Source organism: Oleiphilus sp. HI0125, from assembly GCF_001635355.1.
In genome coordinates this window covers 19,109-41,774 of the sequence record NZ_LWGF01001421.1, presented here as the reverse complement: position 1 = coordinate 41,774, position 22,666 = coordinate 19,109, and the positions used below count along the sequence as shown (strand labels likewise).

Genomic DNA, 22,666 nt, shown 5'->3' with positions numbered 1-22,666 from the left:
ATTTAAAATATCTTCAAATTCTGATTTAAGTGAATTGGATAATTCGGTCTCGCATTCCTCGTCTTGTTCCAATTGCGTGACCATTGTTCGCAGGCAATCGACTGAACGAAGGAGTAGATCAACATGCTCTGCAAGAATTTTGAATTGATCTGATCGAATCAGATCAAGAAGCGTTTCTACGACGTGTGTAAAATCTGCAATTTGCTGAAAACCAAAGGTACCACTACCACCCTTAATTGAGTGCGCAGCACGAAATATTTCATCAATGCGCTCAGAATCTAGATTGTCAGGGTCCAGCTCTAAGAGAGCTGCCTCCATTATGTCTAAGCCTTCGTTACTTTCTTCAAAGAAGACCTGATGAAACTGACTGAGATCTACGCTCATACTTCACCCCATGAAAATGGTGCTTAACACTACCCCATCACTTTCTTGATGGTCGCGAGTAACTGGTCCGGATTAAACGGTTTAACAAACCAGCCCGTGGCGCCAGCCTCTTTACCTTCGGATTTCTTATCGCCAGCGGATTCCGTCGTTAACATAAGTATCGGCGTGAACTTATAATCAGGAAGTGTTCGTAGATTCTTGACGAGCTCAATGCCATCCATTACTGGCATATTTACGTCTGATAAAACGAGGTCAATATTGGCACCTTTCGCTTTTTCCAACGCTTCTTGCCCATCTCCAGCTTCAATTACATCGAAACCAGCACCCTTAAGAGTAAATGTCACCATCTGCCGCATTGATGCAGAATCATCGACTGCGAGAATTGTCGCCATTCGAATACCTCTAGTAGTTGTCCATTCGCCTTATATCTTTATCGTTGACACAACAACCAATTGCGTTATTGGTAGCGTTCAGAAAGCTGTTTAAATCCGAGTAAATCGGTACATTCTCTCAAACCATCTGACGCTGTTATCTCAACTTGAATGTTCAAGTTATCTGCTGTTGTGCAGGTACTCGACAAAAGTTGAATAATTGCTGTATCAGCTCTTTCAACTGCGCTTGCGTTGATATGGAGGGTTTCGGACTCTGACAACAACGTGTCGATCTCGTGATGCAAAGCTTCAGCCTTTGCAATAGTTGCAGGACCTTCAAGCGTTAATTCGTTGCCTGCCATGTTTGACCCTATCTTTCGTTAAAATTCAAAAAATTGACCATAAAAACACACGCAACATTACTGCGATGCCTCAACTGTAGTTTGAATTTTTATAAATGCACGGGGATTGGCGGGAGGGCTTAGATAATTAGGTTATAACCCAACATTGGGTTAGTTCATGCTAGCTGCCAAGATACTAACGATACTTACTCGAAATAAAATCATCGAGCATTCTCGATTCTTGCTTTTTTTCTTCCTTTGCGAGTTCTTGGCGATGCGTATCGTCACGCAATTGAGCAAGCGATTTGGTTTTTTCTCGCAGTGTCACCCAATGTTTTTTTGCTTGTTCAAATTGCAAACTTACATTGTTCACAACAAGAGATTGTTGATCAATCGCATTATCGAGTTGTGCGACGAACTGCTGGTAGCTAGTTAGTGTATAGGGGTTAGAAGCTCCTTTCATGGAATTACTAACACCTGCAAGGTAGGATTCTCGATACTCCTTCAAACTATCCAATTGTTGTTGAGCATCATCAAGCGCCTGCCTAGCCTGACGCAAAATGGTACTAGCTTGGTCTTCCTCTTTCGTTGCCAGATCTACGAGCAAACGCAAACGATTTACTTTCTTTGAAAGGGCCACAGAAATTAGCCTTCAGCGCTTGTTTCAGCGTCAGGAGCGACCACGCTTTTTAATTGCATAATCGAGACATCGCTCGTTGCTCGTTCATTGAGCCCTTGCTGTAAGAAGTTGCGCATTAAGTCGATTCTAGAAACCGCAAAATCGGTTAATGGATCTGAGCCTTGCGCATAAGCACCAACAGAAATGAGATCTCTCGCTTGCTGATATTTTGCATACAACTGCTTAAAGCGCTGAGCATCTTTAAAGTGCTGTGGATCAGTTACCTGCGGCATAACACGACTAATAGAAGCTTCAATATCGATTGCGGGGTAATGCCCTTCTTCCGCTAATGCTCGCGACAAAACTATGTGGCCGTCTAAGATTGCACGCGTTGCATCCGCGATCGGATCTTGCTGGTCATCGCCTTCTGTTAACACGGTATAAAAAGCAGTAATTGAACCGCCTCCTTCAACGCCATTACCTGCGCGTTCAACAAGTTGCGGAATTTTTGCGAAAACAGAAGGTGGATAGCCTTTGGTAGCGGGAGGTTCGCCAACGGACAAGGCAATCTCTCGTTGTGCTTGGGCATAACGAGTAAGAGAATCCATTAATAGCAACACACGCTGGCCTTTATCTCTATAGTATTCAGCAATGCGCGTACATAACGTTGATGCTCGCATTCGCATGAGCGGCGAATCATCCGCGGGCGATGCAACCACAACAGAACGGCTTAAGCCTTCTTCGCCAAGAATATCCTCGATGAACTCTTTTACCTCACGTCCCCGTTCACCAATCAACCCGACCACTACAACATCGGCGTTGGTAAAACGCGTCATCATTCCAAGCAACATACTCTTGCCAACACCACTACCGGCAAACAAACCGAGTCGTTGTCCAACGCCAACCGAAAGCAAGGCGTTGATCGCTTTTATACCAACATCTAAAGGCGCGCGAATTGGCGCCCGCGCTAGAGGGTTAATAATATCTGCTGAAGCAGGTACATAGCTCTCGGCAAGCAAATCGCCTTTACCATCAATAGGGTTACCACAGCCATCGAGCACTCGACCAAGTAACGACATACCTACGGGCACATCATTAGCGCTGGGTAGCGGAGTCACTTTGGCTCCAGGTTGAAACCCCTTCACCACGCTTAGCGGCATAAGATAGGTGCTGTCTTCGTCAAAACCGACGACTTCTGCTTCGACTTCTTGGTTATTGGCGCCTTGAATTAAACAGCGGTCACCGACGACTGCTTTACAACCTTTTGCCTCAAGGGTAAGGCCAATCATTCGCGTAAGTCGCCCACTGATGACAGGCTCGAAGTGTTCAATATTCTCCGATGCTTGCTGAAAATCGGTAATGCGTGATAGCAGATCAGCCATCTGGATTTAATCCATTTTCATCTTGCGAAATATCTTGGTCAGGCGCGTCTTCTAGCACTTCGCTCGCGAAATCAACATGGCTTTCTAATGTCGCGGGGGATTCTTGATGGACCTCGAAATTTTGAGATTTCGCTGCTTGCAACAGCATGCTTTGTACAGCGTGCTGGAAGCGTTTTTCAATCGTGTAGTCAACCACCTGCTGACTTGTCTCAACTAAGCAGCCGCCCCTCGCCAAATGTGGTGATGGCACGACTGCGACCTCCTTATCGATCTCTTCAATGAGTGGCTGTACGATTGGAATATCTTGAGGATTAAGAGAAATACTAAATTCGCGTGCACGCTTGGGCAGCGAATTTATCGCATTCTGGAGCGCCAAACGAATAACATCGGTACTCTGCTTGGTTTCTGTATGAATGACAGCACGCACAACGGCTAATATGGTATTGAGCAAGGCGTCTTCTAGTTGATCGCGTTGACTTTCTATAGGATCAAGCAAGGCCATTAATTGATCTGAAAGAGCTTGTTTGTGCGATTGCAACTCACTGTCAGCTTGTTGACGCCCCTGCTCTAAGCCTTCTTGCTTACCTTGTTCGATACCAACGGTACGCCCTTCTTCGACGCCGGCGTTGTAACCATCGGCTTTTCCTTGCTTAAGCCCCTCTGCATAGGCTTCCGCGCGGATCGCCTCCAAGTCGTCTGCTGTCAACGGTTTTACTTTTGCACTATCGGTATAGTCTTCACCTGAATTGAGATTAGGTAGCTCCCAGCGCTCGTAAGCACTCAAGCTTTCAACAGGACGATCGTCCTTAGGTGGATTTTGTTCACTCATACCAATACTTAGATCATTTCCTCACCGCTTCCACCCAAGGCTATTTCGCCAGAGTCTGCCAAACGACGAGCAATAGTAAGGATATCTTTTTGAGATGCTTCAACTTCCGATACTTTAACAGGTCCTTTCGCTTCAAGATCATCGCGAAGAAGCTCTGCAGCACGTTTCGACATGTTGTTGAATATTTTCTCTTGTAGGTCAGTGTCTGCACCCTTGAGTGCGACAATCAACACTTCGCTAGAAACTTCTCTGAGTAGTGTTTGGATGCCACGATCATCAACATCTTTCAGGTTGTCGAAGACGAACATGAGCTCTTCGATTTCGTTACCAAGGTCTGAATCGATCTCTTTGATGTTGTCCATCAAATCGCCTTCGATCGAAGACTCCATAAAGTTCATTATGTCAGCTGCCGTTTTAACACCACCAATTTTACTGGTCGCTGTCGCGGTATTCCCCGAGAATTGTTTCTCAAGAATATCGTTTAATTCTTGCAGGGCCTGTGGCTGAATCGAATCCAAAGAAGCGACACGCATCATAACGTCTAAGCGCACTTTTTCATCGAGGATACCAAGAACTTCAGCCGCTTGGTCGGGCTCCAGATATGACACAACGATCGCTTGAATTTGAGGGTGTTCATAACGGATAAGCTCAGCGACTGCTCGCCCTTCCATCCATTTTAAGGTATCGAGTCCAGTCGTATTACCACCAACTAAGATACGATCGATTAATCCTGAGGCTTTATCTTCACCCAAGGCCTCATTCAGCATGTTCTTAATGTACTGGTCTGAGCCAATGCCCATACCAGTTTGACGACCGACTTCTTCGATGAACTCAATCAGGACGGCTTCAACTTGCTCTTGGGTAATATTGGTCAAGCTAGCCATGGTCGAACCGACACGATGAACTTCTTTTGGGCCCATATGTTTGAGAATTTGCGCCGCATCAGCTTCACCTAAACTCAATAGCAGCACTGCTGCTGCCTCTAAACGAGGAAGTGTCGGTAATTGTGCTGCTTCTGTGTTATCAGCCATCTTGATTTACCCAAGTTCTCACTACTTGTGCCACTCGTGCTGGATCTTCAGCGATTAAACCTTTGAGCGCATTAATTTGTTTATCGTAACCTTCAGATGCGCCAGGCAACATAAAGTCTTCACCATTTGTTCCTAATGCAGCCATCGCGCGGTTATCGCCGTCCATACGTTCAAACGAGTCTAGCGTTGGACCCGAACCGTCCATACCACCTAATGCTAACTCTTTTGCTTCGGCACCTGAACTTACAAGGCTTTTAAATATCGGGCGAATAATCGCGAACACTACAATTAAGGCAACAACGACTGCCAAGGCTTTCCAAACAACTTCCCAAAACCATGCCTGTTCCCAGATCTCGGGTTCTACAAATTCTTCGATCTCTTGCGGCGCAAACGGAGTGTTGACGACGTTAACGCTGTCGCCGCGTGTTGCATCATATCCAACGGCGTTGCGTACAAGTAATGTTAGACGCTCAAGCTCTGCATCGCTCCACTTTTGGAACAACACTTCTCCTGTTTCAGGGTTGATGTTACGAATGTCATCCACTGCAACTGCAACAGTCAGACGTGAAACGCGTCCCTTTTGATGACGGGTGTAGCTCACCGTTCGGTCGACTTCATAATTTCGTGTTGCTTGCTTACGCAAATTAACAGGTGCTGCTTGTTCCGGCTGCGCAGCGCCCTCACCCGCTTCTTCAGGCACTTCTGCATTCACTGGCGGTTGATTAGCCAAAGCTCCTGGGATACCACCGTCGACACCATTTGCTTTTTGCTCATCCAGAGTCTGTTCGCTGCGTACCGCACCCATATCAGGATTGAACAACTCTTCTGCTTCTTCGATTTCTGTAAAGTCAACGTCAGCTGATACTTCAGAACGAAAACGACCAGAGCCTAGTACCGGATCAAGAATACTTGTGATTCGATTATTTAGAACCGACTCTATCTTGCGCGAGTATTCAAATTCACGAGAAACTCTTGCGTCTTCTTCTGTTTCGTTATTCTTAGAAAGCAAATTACCTCGCTGATCTACGACAGTCACGTCACTCTTCATCATCTCAGGAACACTCCCAGCAACGAGGTTAACGATTGCTTCAACCTGCTCTCTTGAAACACCACGCATAGCGGGAACTTCGATTAATACAGAGGCTGATGGTTTGCGTGAATCGCGAACGAAAACGGAACGCTTTGGAATTGCAAGATGGACACGTGCGTGTCGGATATTTCGGAAACTAGAGATCGTGCGTGAAAGCTCACCTTCTAGTCCGCGCTTAAAACGAGTCGACTCCATAAACTGGGAACTACCCAAACCTTGGTCTTGATCTAGTAGCTCATAACCTATCGATTGATCAGACGATATTCCGACAGCGGCCAATTTTATTTTTGCTTGATACAGTTGCTCTGACGCAACTAGAAGCACCCCACTCTGAGGGTCAACTTTAAAATCTATGCCATTTAAATTTAGTACCCGCGTCACTTCTTCCATATCTTGCGCTGCGATGTTTTGCATGGCGGGTTGGTAATTTGGCTCTTGTAACCAGAGGACTAACGCAAGACCTAGTGCAACACTGCCCGCCAAACCAATCATCAAACCAATTTGACGAAACAAACCTAGACGATTAACACCTGTCATTAGGTCGCTTTGTGCTGGATCAGCTAGCATATCAGTAGATCCTGAACCTACTGTCGTTGCTGGTACGCTTGCTTCGCTCATATTTGCTGCCATGATATTGCTCTAATCCTACCTATTAAACCGGCATCTTCATGATATCTTCGTACGCTTTCACTACTTTGTTGCGTACCTGTGTGACAGCCTCAAACGCGACTGAAGCTTTCTGAGACTGGATCATTACCTGAGTGATGCTGACGTTTGGATCGCCTTGAGAATAAGCTGTTTGTAATGCGCTAGATTTCTGTTGTGCGTCATTCACCGAGTTGACAGCGTTAGATAACAAATCACTAAACTTCGGGATCTCATCAACCTTGTTAGTCGGGTTGATTTGAGTTGGAGAGACTTCTGGCTTTAACTGCTCTGCAGGTTGAATCTGCGCGCGGATGTTACGCATCTCTGCCAATACTTTTGAGATATCGGCTCGGCCAGTGACTGAATTGATTCCTGACATAAGCGCTCCCCTCTAGTTGAATGTCAATTTTTCGTTGTAAACAGTAATAGTTAGTGACAACTGCACAAATCAGGCCAAAACAATTACTGACTATTGAACATTTCTAGCGGGCAAAAAAATGGGGCCTAAATAGGCCCCGAATCAGCAGATTGACAAACTAAATTACTACTTAGCGATAGTGTTCGGTATCAAAAATCTGACACTTTTTTCTATGCTGCTAACTCTGAAGCAATGTCGATGCCAAGTTCGCGCATTTGCGCTAATTTATAACGCAAGGTTCTCGGACTGATGCCTAGTTTCTCGGCGGTTTGCTTCTTCTTACCCCCTTCATCCTTGAGAGTATCGATAATAATTTGATATTCACGAAGTTTTAAATCTTTGCCTAGAGCACTGCTGTCGATATCCACGTTCAAGCTTTGTGGCGACGTTTGCTCCACTGTATTCTGACTAATCATCGACTCTGTCAAATTCTCGCCAGTAGTTGATTGAGGCTCATCGACCATAATGTGGCTATCGGAACTCAAATAATCGTCTGATGACGATATTCCTGGCATATCCAAAATAAAGTCTGAGGCTTTTATCACCCCGCCCTCTGCCAGGATCAAAGATCTCTGTACGGCGTTGTCGAGTTCACGAACGTTACCAGGCCAAGGATAATTCAATAACAAGGCTTTGCATTCATCGTTCAGTACAACCTTTCCTCGACGCATTTTCGCGGCATGCACTTCAAGCAATCGCTTAGCAATAGGTAGAATATCGTCTGGGCGCTCGCGAAGTGGTTTCCATGACATTGGGAATACACTTAAACGGTAAAACAAATCTTCTCGGAATTTCCCTTCGTCGACGTATGACTTCAAGGCACGGTTGGTCGTCGCAAGCACACGAACATCCAGTTTTATTGGTTTCTTACCACCAACGCGCTCTACTTCACGTTCTTGCAATACACGCAGCAACTTGGCCTGAAGCCCTAAATCCATCTCTGACACTTCATCAAGAAGCAACGTACCGCCATTGGCTTGTTCAAATTTACCTGGAGAGCTGTTGTAAGCGCCGGTGAATGCACCTTTTTCATGGCCAAACAACATTGCTTCTAGCATGTTTTCAGGAATCGCCGCACAGTTGATTGCGACAAATGGCTTGTTTTTTCTTGGTGAATTCGCGTGAATGTATCGCGCCAATACTTCCTTACCCGTTCCACTCTCACCGGAAATCATGACAGTCGAATCGGTTTTCGCGACCTTGCGCGCAACCTTAAAAAACTCTTTGGTAAATTTAGCGTTTGCAACCGGCTCATCACTAATTTCAGGATTGCTGTTAGCACCAACTATTTTATCGATCGAATCAATCAGCGTCTGCGGCTCAAATGGTTTAACTAGGTAGTCATCTGCGCCAGATTGCATTGCATCTACCGCATCTTTGATCTGCCCAAATGCTGTAATCAACATCATAGGTAAACCCGGAACCTTTGACTTAACCTGCGCTAATAGCTCATGACCGCTCATGCCCGGCATATTTACATCACTCACGACAATGTCAAAGTTTCGTTTTTCCAAGGCGATCAAAGCATTTTCTGCGCAATCGGCCTCAAAGTACTTCATACCAGCAAGTTTTAGTGTGGTGCAAAGCGCTTCTCTAAGCTCGCGATCATCTTCGACGATAAGAACATTAGGAGTACTCATTTTGTTACCTCTCTAGCCATTGCTGGGTTCAGAATATTTTGCTTAGGTTTAAACAGTGGAATTAAGATTGTCGCCTGCGCACCACTATCGGTTGATCGCAGTGAAAATTTACCTTTGTGCGCTTTTACTACCGCCTCAACAACGGCGAGGCCTAAGCCCGTGCCTTGTGATTTTGTTGTAAAAAAAGGTTCATGAATCTGTCGCGCAATGGTGTTTGGAATGCCCGGCCCGTTGTCGTTGATTTGAATACAAGCGAAGCGGCCATCGGCATCGAATGAGTCAATATTAATTTCCAACTGACGTCGCGCATCTGAGCTTTCGTGAGCTTCAATGCTGTTATTAATTAAGTTGATACACGCGCCGACCAAGGTTTCTTGGTTACACAGTATTTGCCCCTGTGAGGCATTTGACCAAGTCGAACTGACCATGTGTTTATCAAGCAAAGGCTTTGCAGCAGTCTGCAAACTCTCAAAGAATGCTTGCATGCGCACCTGCTCGGCTAATCGAGTTTCGCCTTTTGCAAAAACAAGCATATCGCGTATTTGATGCTCTAGATGTGTGAGACGAGAAAGCAATTTTTCAGCACACTCAATACGCATCTCTTCATTCATTTTTGGTCGTCTAAGATGTCCCGCATATAGCATGGCCGTAGAAAGAGGAGTTCTAATCTGATGCGCCAAACTGGCCACCATTCGACCTAACGAACTTAGTCTTTCGGTGCGACTAACTTGGGCTTGCAAAGCACGCGTTTCGGTAAGGTCGTTGAGTAATATTAATTGGCCGTCGCCAGACTTAAGTGAACGCGTCTGTATGCCAAGCTTGCGACCATCTTTTAGGGACACTTCGTGACCATCGTCATGCTTAGGCGCAAAACAACGTTTAATAACGTCAAACCACCGTTCTCCCTCAAGAGGCTCACCTAAAAGTTCAACAGCCGCAGGATTGTATTCTCGTATAATGCCTTTGCCATCAAGGACCACGACGCCAGCGGGCAGTACTTCTAACAACGCAGAGTGACGATGCTCTAGCGCTTGCTTTTCTTTTTCTTGTTGTGCGGTGTGTGATTCTGCTTCAGATAGCTCGCTTTTGAGTGCGACAACACGTTGCTCTAGTTCACGATATTGACGGAGCTGCGATGAGCTGAGATTAACGAGCTTCGCTGATTTTTTTTGTTTAAGTTCAGAACGAACACGTTCAACTGCTGCTAATTGAGCCGCAATTTGTTTCTGGTCTTCGGTCTGACGCTCTTGAGTCTTACTATAAGACTGTCCCATTTACTATCTCACTTACTTCGAAGGTCGGATGCAAAACACTATTGGGGACAGATAAAGCAGGTGTTAGGCCAAAACATAAAAGATTATATATTTCAATAGCTTGAAGAGATTTAAATGAAGTAGACAAGGTAAGACTGTCAATATTACGACACAAAAAAGCCAAGTTAATAACTTGGCTTTTTTGTGTTCATTTTTCTGACACTACTACCCATTGAGTTCGTACTTTCGAACCTTCTCAACCAAGGTAGTACGTCGAATTCTCAATCGCTCTGCAGCTCGAGCTACAACACCAGAAGACTCATCAAGCGCTTGTCGTATCAATGATTTTTCAAGGCTTGCCAAATATTCCTTAAGATCGATACCGTTAATCGGCAACAAAGCTGGAGAATCAACACCCGCCAAACCTTGTACCTGCGTTGCAGTATCCTCACTCTCAAGGAACTCATCCTCTACCTCAACATGACGGTACTTCTGTGGAAGCTCTTTAACACCAATCACATCATAAGGATACATAATCGCCAAGCGCTCAACTAAATTAGCAAGCTCACGAACATTACCCGGCCATTCATGGCGGCATAAACTCAAAATCGCAGCGGAGTTGAAACGAATAGATCCGCGCTTCTCAGTTTCCATACGCGAAATGAGTTCGTTGATCAACAAAGGAATATCTTCCTCACGCTCCTTTAAAGCAGGCATTTCAATCGGGAAGACATTCAGTCGGTAATACAGATCTTCTCGGAATGTACCCTCTTCGATCATCTCTTCGAGATTTTTGTGCGTCGCTGCAATAATACGCACATCAGTAGGAATCGTTTTTGTTCCACCGACTCGCTCGTAGGTTTTTTCTTGCAATACGCGAAGAATTTTCACCTGCATATTTAGCGGCATGTCTCCGATCTCATCCAGAAACAACGTGCCACCCTCAGCAAGCTCAAAGCGACCTGAACGGGCAGTTATCGCACCAGTAAATGCGCCCTTTTCATGGCCAAATAATTCGCTTTCTAGAAGCTCAGCAGGAATAGCACCACAGTTAACGGGAACAAAAGGCTCATTGCGACGATGTGAGTTGTAGTGCAAATTGCGCGCTACTACTTCCTTACCCGTACCAGACTGACCAGTGATCAAAACGCTAACATCTTTGTCAGCCACTTGTCCCATAAGAGCTCTAACTTCTTGAATTGGGCGACTAGTACCGACCAAGCTTCTAAACAATTCAGCTTCTCGCTGCTGTCCACGCTTTCGGTTCGTAGCAAATTGATCTCGGTACAACTGAGCACGATATAAGCTATCAATGGTTTGGTTGTATTCCAGAGAGGATTCGAGCGATGCGATGACTTTTTTACGTAACACATCATCCAAATTGAAATGCCCTGCATCGCCAATCGTGAGAATTGGAACAGCTTGGTTCAGTTCATCTAACTGCGCGACGATTTCAGCACCTGAATCAACACTTGCGTCTAAAAACACTGTTCCCACGCAAATTTGATCATCGCTATTATTAACAGCTAACAACTGCTCTTTATCTGAGTCCCATTGATTGCGCCCAACAGATACAACTGTTTCGCCAAGAAAATTTAAAATTACGGAGATATCACGAAGAACCCCATGGTTATCACTGATAACCAGAACACTTGTATCTTGCGACATTAAGGTCTGCCTTTATTATGCAGCAATAGCTATTTGCCTTGCTTGTTATTGGATGTGCATTTTGCAATTACGAATACGATAATTAAAGCCACTAAGCTGAAAATAGTCAATAAAACGTCATCACGCATAAGAAATAAAAAAAACGACAAAAAACGTTCAATTTTTTGTCGGTTCATTAATTAAAGGGATTTAAGAGAACGCTCTAACTTGTACGATAAGCCTTAATGCCCTTCTTGTTTGATTGCATACCAGCAAGTTCCTTCGCAAATTGTTCACGTAAGTTCGCTACAGAGATAGTTAAGTCATCGTACATTCGTAACAGTGCTTTAAGCTCAGCGGTCGAATTCTCGTTGGCGTTTGACTGAAGGATAGAACGAATTGAGTGATCAAGTTCAATCAACTTATCGAAGTCTTGACGCTCAATCGCATCGTCAAACTCGCGCTGTAACTTCTTTAAATAGTCTGCCCCCAACTTAACCATTGTTATTTTTTAATACCTTCAACAGAGAGAATCATCTCTACGTCCTGAGACAGTGGCCCAAGATCACGCATGATATTGAAATCTTTCATACGAAACTTAGTTTTTCCCTCGAAACCTACTCGTTGTCCGCCCCAAGGATCAGCCCCCATGCCCACAACATCAAACTCAATCGCAACTTCTTTTGTTACATCTTTAAGGCTTAAGTTGCCATATAAGGTGCCACTTTCAGCATTTGCCATTTCGACCCGAGTGCTCACAAACTTAGCAGTAGGAAACTGCGCCACATCAAGAAACTTGCTACCTCGCAAGTGCTTGTCTCGTTCAGCGTGGTTCGAATCGATACTATCAACGTTAATGTCTACCATAATGTTTGAAGCGTCAGGTTTTTCTGGGTCGAACGAAAAATCACCTGAAAATTCATTAAAGCGACCGTATAACCAGCTGTAGCCGAGATGCATCACACGGAACTGAATAAAGGCATGTGCGCCCTTTGTGTCAATGACATAGTCCGCGGCATTTACTGCGATACTATTCAATGAAAGTAGCAACGCAACTGCACTTGCTTTCATTATTTTAACCATAATCTTCCTCTTATTCAGATGTTAGGACTTGATCCAAAGCATACGCTTTAGGACTGAATCTCGATTTACAAAGTGATGCTTCAATGCTGCAACGGCATGGATGATCGCAACAATTAGAACTGCATCAACAATACGCTCATGCCACAACCCAGCGACGTCTTCCTGGTTAGGTACAAACTCGCCTAACGACACAACATCAATCAGTCCAAAGAAACTAACAGGACGTCCGTCCGCTGTCGATATCAAGTAGCCCGACAAGCAAATAGCGAGCACGGCAACATAAAAGAAAACATGCACAAGACGTGTTACCACCATCTCGAACTTAGAAGGTTCAATGCGCTTAGGACGAGTCCAGTAAATTCGCGCAGCAACTCTTGCCAACATTAAGACGACTACCAACAAGCCAAATGACTTATGCCAGAAAGGCGCTGACTGATACCAAGGATCATAATAATCCAGCGCGACCATGTAATCGCCTAGAAAGAATAGTGCTATCAAAAGACTAGCGATGATCCAATGCAGACATACATTTGCTAATGCCCAACGTTCCATTAGACGCTCCAAGATAAAAATAGTAAGTATAAGCTAGACATGAAATATTAGAATCGATAATATTTAAGCTAACAAATGTTAGCAATTAAAGTCGATTTGATATGTTAAGAACATTTTCGCCAAAACAAACCGAACAACTAGCGCATTACCTTACCCCAATCAGGCAACTGCTATCTCCTAACTACAAGCGAAAGCTTGCTCCAGCAAAAGTACTTTTCTGTGAAACGTTAGACGACGAATGCATATCCCTTCGCCTAAAGGTCAGCCACATAGAAAAATTGGCTTTCAAACCGGGTCAACACTTCCAGCTTTCGTTTGAGATAAATGGTCGATTTCTCACAAGAACCTTCAGTGCTGCTTCAACACCTAAAGACTTATATGAAAATAAAGTTGTCGAGTTCTACATCAAGAAAATTCCAGATGGTACGGTTACGAGTTTTATCGCTGACGAATTAAAAGCCGGAGATATGATTAATATTGCGAAAGCTCAAGGAAGCTTCGTTATCAGCGATAACTCATCATCGGCGATGCAGTTATTCCTTGCCGCTGGCAGCGGAATCTCGCCAATCCTTTCAATGCTGAAATCATTACCAAGAGAAGAATTAACAAAACATAAAGCAATATGGTACCAGAGAGGGAATGTACAATCCCCAGCAACTAAATCATTACGCTTGTTAGCAGAGAATGGTTTAGATCTGAAAATAATCGACACTGAGATTAATAACAGAATTAGCGACAAACACTTGGAGCACGCGCTATCGGAAAAATCCGTTTCGGATGCTTATATCTGCGGACCAATTGGCTTCATACAGACTGCCGGAAATTTACTTCAGCAACGCGCCAAAAAGCTTAATCAAACGCTTCCATCAATATACTCCGAGACCTTCGTTATACCTAAGATTTCTGGCAGCACATCTGAACATACAATCACAGTGAATAAAAACGCAACGGCAACCAGCATTGGCAATGAGCCCATATTAGATTCACTCGAAAGCGCTGGCCACAAACCCGTTTTTGGATGTCGGGCAGGAGCGTGCCACCAATGCTCGGCAACTTTATTAAGCGGATCGGTGAAAAACGTATTAACGGATCAAACTCATCGAGAGCACGGAGAAAAAATACAAATTTGTTGCAGCTTTGCAGAAAGCGATTTGGAGATAGAGATTCAGGAGAGAGTCGAATGACACAACAAATCCAATTTGATGTTTTAGATAAGCAGTTTGAAGAATTAAGAGAACAAACATTTAAAAAAGTCGGGACCGAAGACGCCAACTATATTCGGAAACTTATTGGTTTTCAGAGGTTGCTCGATATTGTCAGCCGTATTGGAATTGCATGTGCATTCTTATTTTTTGATGCCTATCTAATGTGGTCGATAGCGACTTTATCTGTGCTTGGCTTAGCTCTCTCAAAGATTCTCGACAACATGGAAATCGGGCACAACATAATGCACGGTCAATATGACTGGATGCACGATCCGATTACAAACTCTAAACGATTCGACTGGGATAACGCTGGAGATAGCGATTCATGGCGTAGGTACCACAATTATGAGCACCATACTTATACAAATATCATCGGCAAGGACAGAGACTTTGGTTACGGTCTTTTGCGCCTGAGCGATAATTTGAAATGGCGCCCCAAAAACCTTTATCAGATCATAACCTATTTAAACCTAAGCCTACTGTTTGAATGGGGCGTTGCGTATCACGAGCTAGCAGGTGAACGCATATTCATTGGAAAGAAAAAAGAAAACAGTAAACTCCCAATATCAAGACTTGATTTAAGAAATGCATTTTTTAAGAAAGCCGGGAAGCAAATCCTCAAAGACTATATCCTCTTTCCGCTCATATTCTGGCCTGTCGCATTGCCAGTATTATGTTGCGCGATTATCGCAAATATTTTACGCAACCTATGGACCGCGACTATCATATTCTGTGGCCATTTCACCGAAGAAGCACAAACATTCGATGAGGAATCGACCAAAAACGAATCAAAAGGCCAATGGTATTATCGCCAGATTCTAGGCTCATCCAATATTGAAGGCTCTAAACTTTTCCATATCCTCACTGGCCATTTAAGCTATCAGGTTGAACACCACCTGTTCCCTGATATTCCAGCACCTAGATACCAAGAAATGGCTCCTAAAGTGCAAGAAATTTGCAGAGAACACGGAATTCCATACAATACCGGTAGCTTCGGGAGGCAGTATTGGGGCGTATTCAAGCGCATCGTCAAATATTCATTCCCAACATCAGTTACGAGCCAGGTGAAATCTATACATAACTAATGGAAGTGCTTTCAAGCGTTATTGAACAATATCAGAGCATCATAAGACTATCCGTTTTTGGATTATGTCTTATGTCTTTGTCTCTTATTGAACATCTAATCCCCGCACGTCAATCTGGTAAAAATAACCCAAGACATTTTGTCGAAAACATATCCTTAACAGGATTAACGAGCCTTGCCCTTCAAATAGCCCCCGTTGTGCTGGCTGCCAACATCGCTCTGCTGAATGAAAGTTGGCAGATAGGCATTTTTTATCTAATCAGCGACAACAATAACCAACTTGCCATAATTGTTATTGTGTCGGTAATCATTTTGGATTTTATTATTTACTGGCAGCACAGAGTTTTCCACAGAGTGCCTCTTCTATGGAAACTACATCGAGTTCATCATAGCGATCCATCTTTAAACGCAAGCAGCGCACTTAGGTTCCACCCTTTTGAACTGCTTCTATCAACCCTAATAAAATCGACCGTCGTCCTAGTATTCGGTATTCCCTTCGCAGCTATTGTCATATTCGAAATAGCTCTCAACGCTTTCGCATTATTCAATCATTCAAATATTCGCTTTACACCAAGAACTGAAAACGTACTGCGAAAAATATTAATTACGCCCAGTATTCATCGAGTACACCACAGCATTCATCATGCAGATCACGACCAAAATTTTGGATTTAGTGTCGTGTTTTGGGATAGATTATTTGGCACCTATAAGTCCGAAAGTTCACTCGGACGGCACTACTCAATAGGTTCAAATGAAATGACTAATGAAAATAGCAAAGGTTTTTATCGCCTGTTAAAGCAACCGTTCATTCCAACTAAATCATTGCAGAAAACGCAATAATTCCGTCTGCTATAAACTGAATAGCAAGTGCCGCAAGCAATACGCCGAGAAACCTTCTTAGCACCTCATCACCAGTCCGACCTATTAATTTTTTGACTGGGCTAGCCAAGCATAATGAAATAAATGAGATGCATCCTACGACTATAACTGCACTAAACACCGCTAACTTAGCATCTAGAGTACTGGCTCCCGAATACAGCAAAACGACCATTGTCAGAGACCCTGGCCCAGCTATTAAGGGAACAGACATTGGAAACACAGCGATATCCCCTCGTCCGTCAAGACTCGCAAAATCGACGTCCTGAGTTATCATATTAAAAGCGGTGTAAAACAATAGTAATCCACCAGCTATTCGCAACGATTGAATATTAATACCTAGCTGACCTAACAATTCTTGCCCGTACAGAGCAAAGAGAATCAAAAGTAGCATACTAATTACGATTGCCTTAAAGGCGACCCTCACCCTTTCTCTTTCAGACTTTCCCTCTACCAAAGCGTTAAAAATCAAAGCAACACCTATGGGGTCGATGATCACAACTAATGCTGTTAATGCATTAAGAAATACAAGAATGTCCAAAATAAAAGTCCTAAAAACAAAAAACCCGCTCGAAGCGGGTTTAAATAGTAGTCTAGATATTTCTAGTGTGCTGAAATTGTCCAACGCGTATGAGATTCAATATCCGTCCAATATAGCTCACCAATAGAGGTCCCTGTATCGCCAAAGGATAAGGCCTTAATATCCATATCGCCTTTGAAACTGGTATTAAGAGCAATACCATCAACAAAATCAACGGTATCGTTACGCATTTTCAAGACCGACTCCTTTACAGCGTATATCTCTCGGATTGAGTGAGCAAAATAAAACGAAGAAGTCCCGTCTAGCCCGCTTAAGTCACCGCGCTTATTGTGAATCGCCATACCCTCGATTTGAACACCCGCTATATCAATATACAACTCCATATCGGTAATCATAAAGTATGCGCTCCAAGTAATTTTAGAGTTGGCATCTCCAACACCAGAACTCTGAGAAGCCTCAAATGAATCGATATCACCATCACCATTCAGGTCTTCAGCCCCAAAGCCATTGCCGTTATTAGAAATATGGAGGTCCTCAGGGCCGAGATATCCCTTCATTTTGAGATTACTGATGAGAGTGGTCGTACCATCTTCGCCTTCGTGCAGTCCAGTTGAATGATTTGAGTCAATATCAAGCCCTGCGCTTCCTATTTCATAATCGCTCCGTGCCAACCCTATTGCATCAATTTCAAACGCAAAATCAACCGCGTGCTCCGTCATCAACTCAAAAGTCTCATAGTCATCGGTTTCATAACGGTCGCTAGTTAAAAATGCAGCTTGCCCACCTTCTACCTGCCAAGGATCTGTGATATCGAAATGTATAACTAAGTCGCCGTCCTGGTAGGTTTTCTTATCGTCGATCGCAAGATCTCTCTTAGAATCGTAACCAAATGCTACGTCAGTAAACCTTTGGTCAACATTACCTGAAATCGCATATAGCGCTGCGTAGTCACGCATCTTAGAAAAACCATAGTCTAGAACATTGTCACCAGGGGTTGATCCATCGCCAGCAACATCAATCTCTAAACGAAGATTGTCCATGAAGTATTGAGAGGAGGAAGGGTCATGCAAATCATGCCCACCCATTCGAATGCCTTGCAGTAATAGAAAACCAGCGTCTTTGTACGCAAACTCGCCAATCTCATAGCGTGCTTCGACGTCAATAGTCAATCCAGCTTGACCAGTAACGTTTTGCAAATCTTGATCTTCTAACTTTATGAACTCAGCGTTTGCCCCATTAGAAATTGCACCAATTGCAACAACTAAACTGAGCCTTTTAAACGTGTTCATTACTTATCTCCGAGCAGAACTTTGTTCCCTCGAAATACAACACATACTTTCGAGCAAGTAACTTTTATTTATTATTGCTCGTTAGACTAACTTAATTCACAAAATTTTTCAATGCGCGTTTTTTTAATCGATCTAGCTTGCTCTCTTAATCATTAGCACACCGAAAGTAACGCACGCCAGTATTGGTAGAACCGTTGCTACGATCGGCTCAAATCCGAATACCATACTCGCAGGTCCTAACAAATCTTGAACATACTTAAAAGTCAGACCAACGATTAGGCCGACAAAGACTCTAGTCCCCATAGCGACACTTCTTAACGGCCCAAATACAAAAGAAATCGCAACTAAAACCAAAGACAATGTCGTTAGCGGCTGGAGCGCTTTTTTCCAAAACGACAGGACATACACCCCTCCATCTAAGTCTTGCTCATTTAAATACTTTGCATAAGAAAACAAGCCACTCATAGACAAGTTGTCTGGCTTAACGATTAGTATACTCAGCAACTCTGGGGTCAATTCAGTTTCCCAAGAAGAAACATCTTCTTGGGCGACAGTAATGTTGCTCTCTCCAAAATAACTCCTCTTTACATCCAATAGACTCCATTGACGCTCGTGAAACAAAGCCTTGGCCGCAAACTCACTCATGATGAGTCTTTTATCGTCGTCATAAGTATTTATGGATACACCATGCAACGCGCCATTTGGTTCAACGGCATTGATATGGATAAACGCATCACCTTCTTTATGCCAAAGCCCTTGTCCGTAGACGATGCTTGATTGAGCCCCTTGTTTGAGCGCTTTATCACTCTGCGCTAATTTCTCAGTAGTCGGAGCAACAAACTCACCTAAAAGAGCGCCAAAAATAATTAATAAAAGCACTGGTTTAATTGCCGAACCAATAATGCGGGCCAGCGAAACTCCTGCAGCTCGAACAACAGTCAGTTCACTATTCTTTGCCAAAGCCCCCAACCCTATTAGGCATCCCATGAATGCACCAAGAGGAAGGTAATCATAAATTCGTCTGGGAAGGGTCAAAAGAATGTATAAAGCAACATCTAAAAGTTGGTAGTCATTTTTTATATCTTCGGTCTCAGCAATAAATCCAAACACCACATCTAGGCTGAGGACGACAAACATAACGACCAAGGTCGATGTCATCACAGCCTGCGCTACATATCGATCAATTAGCTTCATGAGGCGCCACCATGACCAAATTTATCTCTTACTAGAACGCTCAAACGTTCTCGATAAAATAATGCTATTGCCGCGCATATAAACATGATGTGAACAACACCAAATGCGATTAGCGGATCTAGATCGCCCTCCCCACCTTTTTTCTTAGCAAGTATAAGTAAACCTAAATAAAGAATATAAAGCAGCATCGCCGGCACCAAATGGAGATACCTGCCTTGTCTAGGGTTAACTTTGCACACCGCAACAGCAATCATCGTCACCACTGGAATCAAGATAACGAGCGATATACGCCAATATAAAATAGACCTATACTCATTCGACTCAGATCTAATCAGAGCTTGTGTCGGAATTGCTTCCTCCTTAACTCTGCGAAGCTCGCTACTCTGCGATGCGATAAGAACTCCATAGGTATCAAACGACAACTCTCTATAGTCGTGATTACCTGGAGCCCCTTGATATTGTTTACCGTTGTGAAGCACAAGATATCGATCTCCGGTTTCAGCATCTACGCTCTGAACACCCTTTTCTGCATACAATATGTTGAGCCGCTCGGCATCATCCTCAGAAGACTCGGCGATAAATACATCAAACATTGTCTGCTTATCATCACTCAATGCTCCCGCATAAGTAATACGATTTCCGATATTCAGATTCTGAAAGCGCCCCGGAACAAGCAACTCGAACGCTGTTTTACTTGCTTGTTCAGCAAACAACTTTTCTACCTTGGCCATGCCCGCAGGCGACACGTACAAAGTTAATAGACCAACACTCAATGCAACAAAGCCAGAGATTACCCAAGTCGAAGCAAGCAACTTATTTTGGCTGTAACCACAGGCATGCAGGACAGTCATCTCACTTTCCATGTACATACGTCCGTACGCCAAGAGGATTCCCATAAAAAGCCCTAGAGGAAGAATCAACTCTAAAAAACCTGGCAAGCGAAATGCCATGACTAAAAACAGAATATCAGCAGAAATATTCCCGACGGCAGCTTGCGATAAATACTTAATAAAACGGCCACTCATAAAAATGAGCAAAAGGATAAATGTGACCGCAAGCATTGATCCCAACACTTGTCTCGCCAAATATGAAAAAATAATCAAAGAAAACCCCGAGAAATATCGCTTTACGTACTACTCTAAAAGCTAGTCAGCACAATCGAATAGTCAAAGCGTAATTCGTCTCTTAAACTAGAGTTAGAAATAAGAAATTTAGGTGGGAATAATGAAATACAACGCGTCAATCCGCAAGTTAAGTGAAATTAAAAGCGATATTACTTGCATATTTAGCTTCCAGAAATCGGCATTAGGGCAACAAGCGAGTGACCTAGATACAGCCACTAACCAAAGCTTAAGCAAATCTATCAAAAACCTTGGTTTCAAAAGTGAGCTTGGCTCATCAATTACAATCACTTCTCTTGACGCAAATTCGAAGCAAATAATTATTGTTGGGCTGGGCGAGCAAAAAGCCCTTAATAAAGCGTCAATATTAAAAGCAGCGGCATCAGCAACTAAAGATATCCTCGCACATACGCCAAAGACTATTACCCTTGGCATCTCTGACCTTGCGGAACACACCGCTGAAGCTGCAGAGGCATTTAGCTCTTCAATCGCTAGTGCAAGCTATCGCTTCGAAACATACAAATCTGAAAAATCAAAGAAACCAACACCAACACAGCTCACCTTTGTTTGCGATAAAAAAGAACAAAATGGAGTCAAAAAAGCCCTTGGTTATTCTCAAGCCAAATCAATTGGTATGGCGCTCACACGTGACCTAGGAAATGAGCCCGGAAATGTCGCGACACCAAGCTACCTCGCAAAAGTTGCAAAAGAAATGGCGAAAGAATTCAACTCTTTGTCCTGCAAAGTTCTTGAAGAAAAAGATATGGAAAAGCTCAATATGGGTGCATTCTTATCGGTGAGCAAAGGCAGTACTGAGCCAGGAAAGCTGATTGTTTTAGAATACAAAGGCGGCGCAGCTAAATCTGCGCCTCACGTACTGGTTGGTAAAGGCATTACGTTCGACACGGGCGGTATCAGCTTAAAACCTGGCCAAGCAATGGACGAGATGAAGTATGACATGTGCGGCGCAGCCAGCGTGCTCGGTACAATGCGCGCAATAGCCGAACTTGCTCCAAAAAAGAATATTATCGGCGTAATCGCCGCTGCAGAGAATATGCCTGCGGGCAACGCATCAAAGCCGGGAGATATCGTTACAACCGCATCAGGTCAAACTGTTGAAATTCTTAATACGGACGCAGAAGGACGACTCGTTCTTTGTGATGCACTCACCTACGTTGAGAAATTCAAACCCAAATCAGTTATTGATATTGCGACGCTGACGGGCGCATGCATTATTGCACTTGGCCACTCTACTAGCGCCGTAATGAGCAATAATGATGAGTTCGCTGAAACGCTATTACAGTGTGGCCAAGAAGCAAATGATAAAGCTTGGCAACTGCCAATCTGGGATGAATACCATAAGCAATTAGACAGCCCATTTGCCGACATGCAAAATATTGGAGGAAAAGGCGCTGGCAGTATCACAGCCGCTTGCTTCTTGTCTAAATTCGCCAAAAAATACACATGGGCACACCTAGACATTGCTGGAACTGCATGGACTTCCGGCGCCAACAAGGGCGCAACAGGCCGACCGGTTCCTTTGCTACTGAATTACTTAATGAATCACGCAAAATAAATGCACAAACAAACCGACATTTATATTTCCAAAGGGAATGCATTTAGTGATCTGGCAAGCATAGCTTGTCGGATCGCTGAAAAAGCCATCGCAGCAAATCAAACTATATTATTTGTGTGTGAAAGCGACATCGATGCTAAAAGTCTTGACGAGCTGCTCTGGTCTTATCGAGATAGCTCTTTTCTTCCGCATCAGCAATCAGTATCCCCAAGCCCAAGTTACCCCATAGCTATTGCGTCATCGCAGGGCGCGAATGATCCTTCATTCAAAGCCACAGACACTAACATTTGCGTATACCTTGGCCCGACCAAGCTAGCCGAAGAACCTCAGATGAAACGACGAATGTTCATAGTTCGTAATGACCAGAAGCAACTGGAATCTGCACGAGCCTTGTTCAAGCAACTTAAATCTAACGGCGAAGACATAAATACGCACGACTTACGTCGTTAATTGGGAACATAACTACCTTGTTTGCCCCCGCAGATATATAAT

Annotated in this window: 24 protein-coding genes; 5 read left to right on the top strand and 19 right to left on the bottom strand. The window is 43.8% G+C overall.

The annotated features are described in order from the left end of the window. The 15 genes from A3762_RS24290 to A3762_RS24220 all read right to left on the bottom strand — a co-directional run. On the bottom strand, window positions 1-384 hold a 384-nt coding region (locus tag A3762_RS24290; RefSeq protein ID WP_197469559.1), incomplete at its 3' end, for an Hpt domain-containing protein. Between the two features lie 29 nt (window positions 385-413). Next, on the bottom strand, window positions 414-776 hold the full coding sequence (locus tag A3762_RS24285; RefSeq protein ID WP_068758041.1) for a response regulator: 363 nt from the start codon (window positions 774-776) through the stop codon (window positions 414-416). A gap of 65 nt (window positions 777-841) precedes the next feature. Then, complete coding sequence (locus A3762_RS24280; RefSeq protein WP_068758039.1) at window positions 842-1,117, bottom strand: lipid asymmetry maintenance protein MlaB; 276 nt, start codon at window positions 1,115-1,117, stop codon at window positions 842-844. A gap of 175 nt (window positions 1,118-1,292) precedes the next feature. Next, window positions 1,293-1,736, bottom strand: a complete 444-nt coding sequence (gene fliJ, locus A3762_RS24275) for a flagellar export protein FliJ (protein ID WP_068758036.1) — start codon at window positions 1,734-1,736, stop codon at window positions 1,293-1,295. A 5-nt stretch (window positions 1,737-1,741) separates the two neighbouring features. Then, window positions 1,742-3,097, bottom strand: coding sequence for a flagellar protein export ATPase FliI (gene fliI, locus A3762_RS24270; protein ID WP_082869337.1), 1,356 nt, complete (start codon window positions 3,095-3,097; stop codon window positions 1,742-1,744). Next, on the bottom strand, window positions 3,090-3,926 hold the full coding sequence (locus tag A3762_RS24265) for a FliH/SctL family protein (protein WP_068758035.1): 837 nt from the start codon (window positions 3,924-3,926) through the stop codon (window positions 3,090-3,092). The genes fliI and A3762_RS24265 overlap by 8 nt, the downstream gene beginning before the upstream one ends. Window positions 3,927-3,934: 8 nt before the next feature. Next, a complete protein-coding gene (gene fliG, locus A3762_RS24260) occupies window positions 3,935-4,957 on the bottom strand; it encodes a flagellar motor switch protein FliG (RefSeq protein WP_068758033.1) in 1,023 nt (340 codons plus the stop codon). Next, the gene (gene fliF, locus A3762_RS24255; RefSeq protein ID WP_068758045.1) at window positions 4,950-6,665 is read right to left on the bottom strand and encodes a flagellar basal-body MS-ring/collar protein FliF; all 1,716 of its coding nucleotides are present in this window, start codon (window positions 6,663-6,665) and stop codon (window positions 4,950-4,952) included. Before fliF ends, fliG begins: the two co-directional genes overlap by 8 nt. Before the next feature lie 34 nt (window positions 6,666-6,699). Further along, complete coding sequence (gene fliE, locus A3762_RS24250; RefSeq protein WP_068757827.1) at window positions 6,700-7,074, bottom strand: flagellar hook-basal body complex protein FliE; 375 nt, start codon at window positions 7,072-7,074, stop codon at window positions 6,700-6,702. Between the two features lie 209 nt (window positions 7,075-7,283). After that, a complete protein-coding gene (locus A3762_RS24245; RefSeq protein ID WP_068758030.1) occupies window positions 7,284-8,753 on the bottom strand; it encodes a sigma-54 dependent transcriptional regulator in 1,470 nt (489 codons plus the stop codon). Then, on the bottom strand, window positions 8,750-10,027 hold the full coding sequence (locus A3762_RS24240; protein WP_068758029.1) for an ATP-binding protein: 1,278 nt from the start codon (window positions 10,025-10,027) through the stop codon (window positions 8,750-8,752). The genes A3762_RS24245 and A3762_RS24240 overlap by 4 nt, the downstream gene beginning before the upstream one ends. Before the next feature lie 204 nt (window positions 10,028-10,231). After that, window positions 10,232-11,674 carry a sigma-54 dependent transcriptional regulator gene (locus tag A3762_RS24235; protein ID WP_068479140.1) on the bottom strand — a complete coding sequence of 481 codons (1,443 nt, stop codon included), beginning with the start codon at window positions 11,672-11,674 and terminating at the stop codon, window positions 10,232-10,234. Between the two features lie 202 nt (window positions 11,675-11,876). Next, complete coding sequence (locus tag A3762_RS24230; protein WP_068479143.1) at window positions 11,877-12,155, bottom strand: hypothetical protein; 279 nt, start codon at window positions 12,153-12,155, stop codon at window positions 11,877-11,879. Between the two features lie 2 nt (window positions 12,156-12,157). Then, window positions 12,158-12,724: a YceI family protein gene (locus tag A3762_RS24225; protein WP_082869339.1), complete on the bottom strand. Its 567-nt coding sequence runs from the start codon at window positions 12,722-12,724 to the stop codon at window positions 12,158-12,160. 33 nt (window positions 12,725-12,757) lie between these two features. Beyond that, window positions 12,758-13,288 carry a cytochrome b gene (locus A3762_RS24220; protein WP_068479440.1) on the bottom strand — a complete coding sequence of 177 codons (531 nt, stop codon included), beginning with the start codon at window positions 13,286-13,288 and terminating at the stop codon, window positions 12,758-12,760. A 101-nt stretch (window positions 13,289-13,389) separates the two neighbouring features. On the opposite strand from A3762_RS24220, the gene A3762_RS24215 reads away from it, so the two are divergent. Genes A3762_RS24215 through A3762_RS24205 form a run of 3 tightly spaced genes read left to right on the top strand, consistent with a single transcriptional unit; the run spans window position 13,390 to window position 16,417 of the window. Then, window positions 13,390-14,472 carry a flavin reductase family protein gene (locus tag A3762_RS24215; RefSeq protein WP_068758025.1) on the top strand — a complete coding sequence of 361 codons (1,083 nt, stop codon included), beginning with the start codon at window positions 13,390-13,392 and terminating at the stop codon, window positions 14,470-14,472. After that, window positions 14,469-15,578 (top strand): acyl-CoA desaturase, encoded by a 1,110-nt coding sequence (locus tag A3762_RS24210; RefSeq protein WP_068758024.1) that lies wholly within the window; start codon window positions 14,469-14,471, stop codon window positions 15,576-15,578. Before A3762_RS24215 ends, A3762_RS24210 begins: the two co-directional genes overlap by 4 nt. Next, window positions 15,578-16,417, top strand: a complete 840-nt coding sequence (locus A3762_RS24205; protein WP_082869336.1) for a sterol desaturase family protein — start codon at window positions 15,578-15,580, stop codon at window positions 16,415-16,417. Before A3762_RS24210 ends, A3762_RS24205 begins: the two co-directional genes overlap by 1 nt. Here the strand turns inward: A3762_RS24205 and A3762_RS24200 are convergent. The 4 genes from A3762_RS24200 to lptF all read right to left on the bottom strand — a co-directional run bounded on the left by A3762_RS24200 (window position 16,392) and on the right by lptF (window position 20,580). Beyond that, window positions 16,392-16,994, bottom strand: coding sequence for a MarC family protein (locus tag A3762_RS24200; protein WP_068758022.1), 603 nt, complete (start codon window positions 16,992-16,994; stop codon window positions 16,392-16,394). The two genes, A3762_RS24205 and A3762_RS24200, sit on opposite strands and share 26 nt — an antisense overlap. Before the next feature lie 62 nt (window positions 16,995-17,056). Continuing rightward, window positions 17,057-18,283: a DUF6160 family protein gene (locus A3762_RS24195; protein ID WP_068758019.1), complete on the bottom strand. Its 1,227-nt coding sequence runs from the start codon at window positions 18,281-18,283 to the stop codon at window positions 17,057-17,059. Between the two features lie 132 nt (window positions 18,284-18,415). Continuing rightward, window positions 18,416-19,477, bottom strand: coding sequence for an LPS export ABC transporter permease LptG (lptG, locus tag A3762_RS24190; protein ID WP_068479429.1), 1,062 nt, complete (start codon window positions 19,475-19,477; stop codon window positions 18,416-18,418). Continuing rightward, entirely contained in the window at window positions 19,474-20,580 is a 1,107-nt protein-coding gene (gene lptF / locus A3762_RS24185; protein ID WP_231878914.1) for an LPS export ABC transporter permease LptF, read from the bottom strand. Before lptF ends, lptG begins: the two co-directional genes overlap by 4 nt. 121 nt (window positions 20,581-20,701) lie before the next feature. Between lptF and A3762_RS24180 the strand changes: the two genes are divergently transcribed. Both A3762_RS24180 and A3762_RS24175 read left to right on the top strand, forming a co-directional pair. Further along, window positions 20,702-22,174, top strand: a complete 1,473-nt coding sequence (locus A3762_RS24180; RefSeq protein ID WP_068755528.1) for a leucyl aminopeptidase — start codon at window positions 20,702-20,704, stop codon at window positions 22,172-22,174. Further along, entirely contained in the window at window positions 22,175-22,624 is a 450-nt protein-coding gene (locus A3762_RS24175) for a DNA polymerase III subunit chi (RefSeq protein WP_068755526.1), read from the top strand. Window positions 22,625-22,666 lie beyond the last annotated feature (42 nt).

Excerpts from the sequence above, each read along its gene's own strand:
- fliI (WP_082869337.1), bottom strand. The coding sequence starts at position 3,097 with ATGGCTGATCTGCTATCACGCATTACCGATTTTCAGCAAGCATCGGAG.
- A3762_RS24240 (WP_068758029.1), bottom strand. The coding sequence starts at position 10,027 with ATGGGACAGTCTTATAGTAAGACTCAAGAGCGTCAGACCGAAGACCAG.
- A3762_RS24235 (WP_068479140.1), bottom strand. The coding sequence starts at position 11,674 with ATGTCGCAAGATACAAGTGTTCTGGTTATCAGTGATAACCATGGGGTT.
- A3762_RS24205 (WP_082869336.1), top strand. The coding sequence starts at position 15,578 with ATGGAAGTGCTTTCAAGCGTTATTGAACAATATCAGAGCATCATAAGA.
- A3762_RS24225 (WP_082869339.1), bottom strand. The coding sequence starts at position 12,724 with ATGAAAGCAAGTGCAGTTGCGTTGCTACTTTCATTGAATAGTATCGCA.
- A3762_RS24245 (WP_068758030.1), bottom strand. The coding sequence starts at position 8,753 with ATGAGTACTCCTAATGTTCTTATCGTCGAAGATGATCGCGAGCTTAGA.
- A3762_RS24215 (WP_068758025.1), top strand. The coding sequence starts at position 13,390 with ATGTTAAGAACATTTTCGCCAAAACAAACCGAACAACTAGCGCATTAC.
- fliE (WP_068757827.1), bottom strand. The coding sequence starts at position 7,074 with ATGTCAGGAATCAATTCAGTCACTGGCCGAGCCGATATCTCAAAAGTA.
- A3762_RS24210 (WP_068758024.1), top strand. The coding sequence starts at position 14,469 with ATGACACAACAAATCCAATTTGATGTTTTAGATAAGCAGTTTGAAGAA.
- A3762_RS24280 (WP_068758039.1), bottom strand. The coding sequence starts at position 1,117 with ATGGCAGGCAACGAATTAACGCTTGAAGGTCCTGCAACTATTGCAAAG.
- A3762_RS24195 (WP_068758019.1), bottom strand. The coding sequence starts at position 18,283 with ATGAACACGTTTAAAAGGCTCAGTTTAGTTGTTGCAATTGGTGCAATT.
- A3762_RS24285 (WP_068758041.1), bottom strand. The coding sequence starts at position 776 with ATGGCGACAATTCTCGCAGTCGATGATTCTGCATCAATGCGGCAGATG.
- A3762_RS24175 (WP_068755526.1), top strand. The coding sequence starts at position 22,175 with ATGCACAAACAAACCGACATTTATATTTCCAAAGGGAATGCATTTAGT.
- A3762_RS24180 (WP_068755528.1), top strand. The coding sequence starts at position 20,702 with ATGAAATACAACGCGTCAATCCGCAAGTTAAGTGAAATTAAAAGCGAT.
- A3762_RS24265 (WP_068758035.1), bottom strand. The coding sequence starts at position 3,926 with ATGAGTGAACAAAATCCACCTAAGGACGATCGTCCTGTTGAAAGCTTG.
- A3762_RS24230 (WP_068479143.1), bottom strand. The coding sequence starts at position 12,155 with ATGGTTAAGTTGGGGGCAGACTATTTAAAGAAGTTACAGCGCGAGTTT.
- lptG (WP_068479429.1), bottom strand. The coding sequence starts at position 19,477 with ATGAAGCTAATTGATCGATATGTAGCGCAGGCTGTGATGACATCGACC.
- fliF (WP_068758045.1), bottom strand. The coding sequence starts at position 6,665 with ATGAGCGAAGCAAGCGTACCAGCAACGACAGTAGGTTCAGGATCTACT.
- A3762_RS24220 (WP_068479440.1), bottom strand. The coding sequence starts at position 13,288 with ATGGAACGTTGGGCATTAGCAAATGTATGTCTGCATTGGATCATCGCT.
- fliG (WP_068758033.1), bottom strand. The coding sequence starts at position 4,957 with ATGGCTGATAACACAGAAGCAGCACAATTACCGACACTTCCTCGTTTA.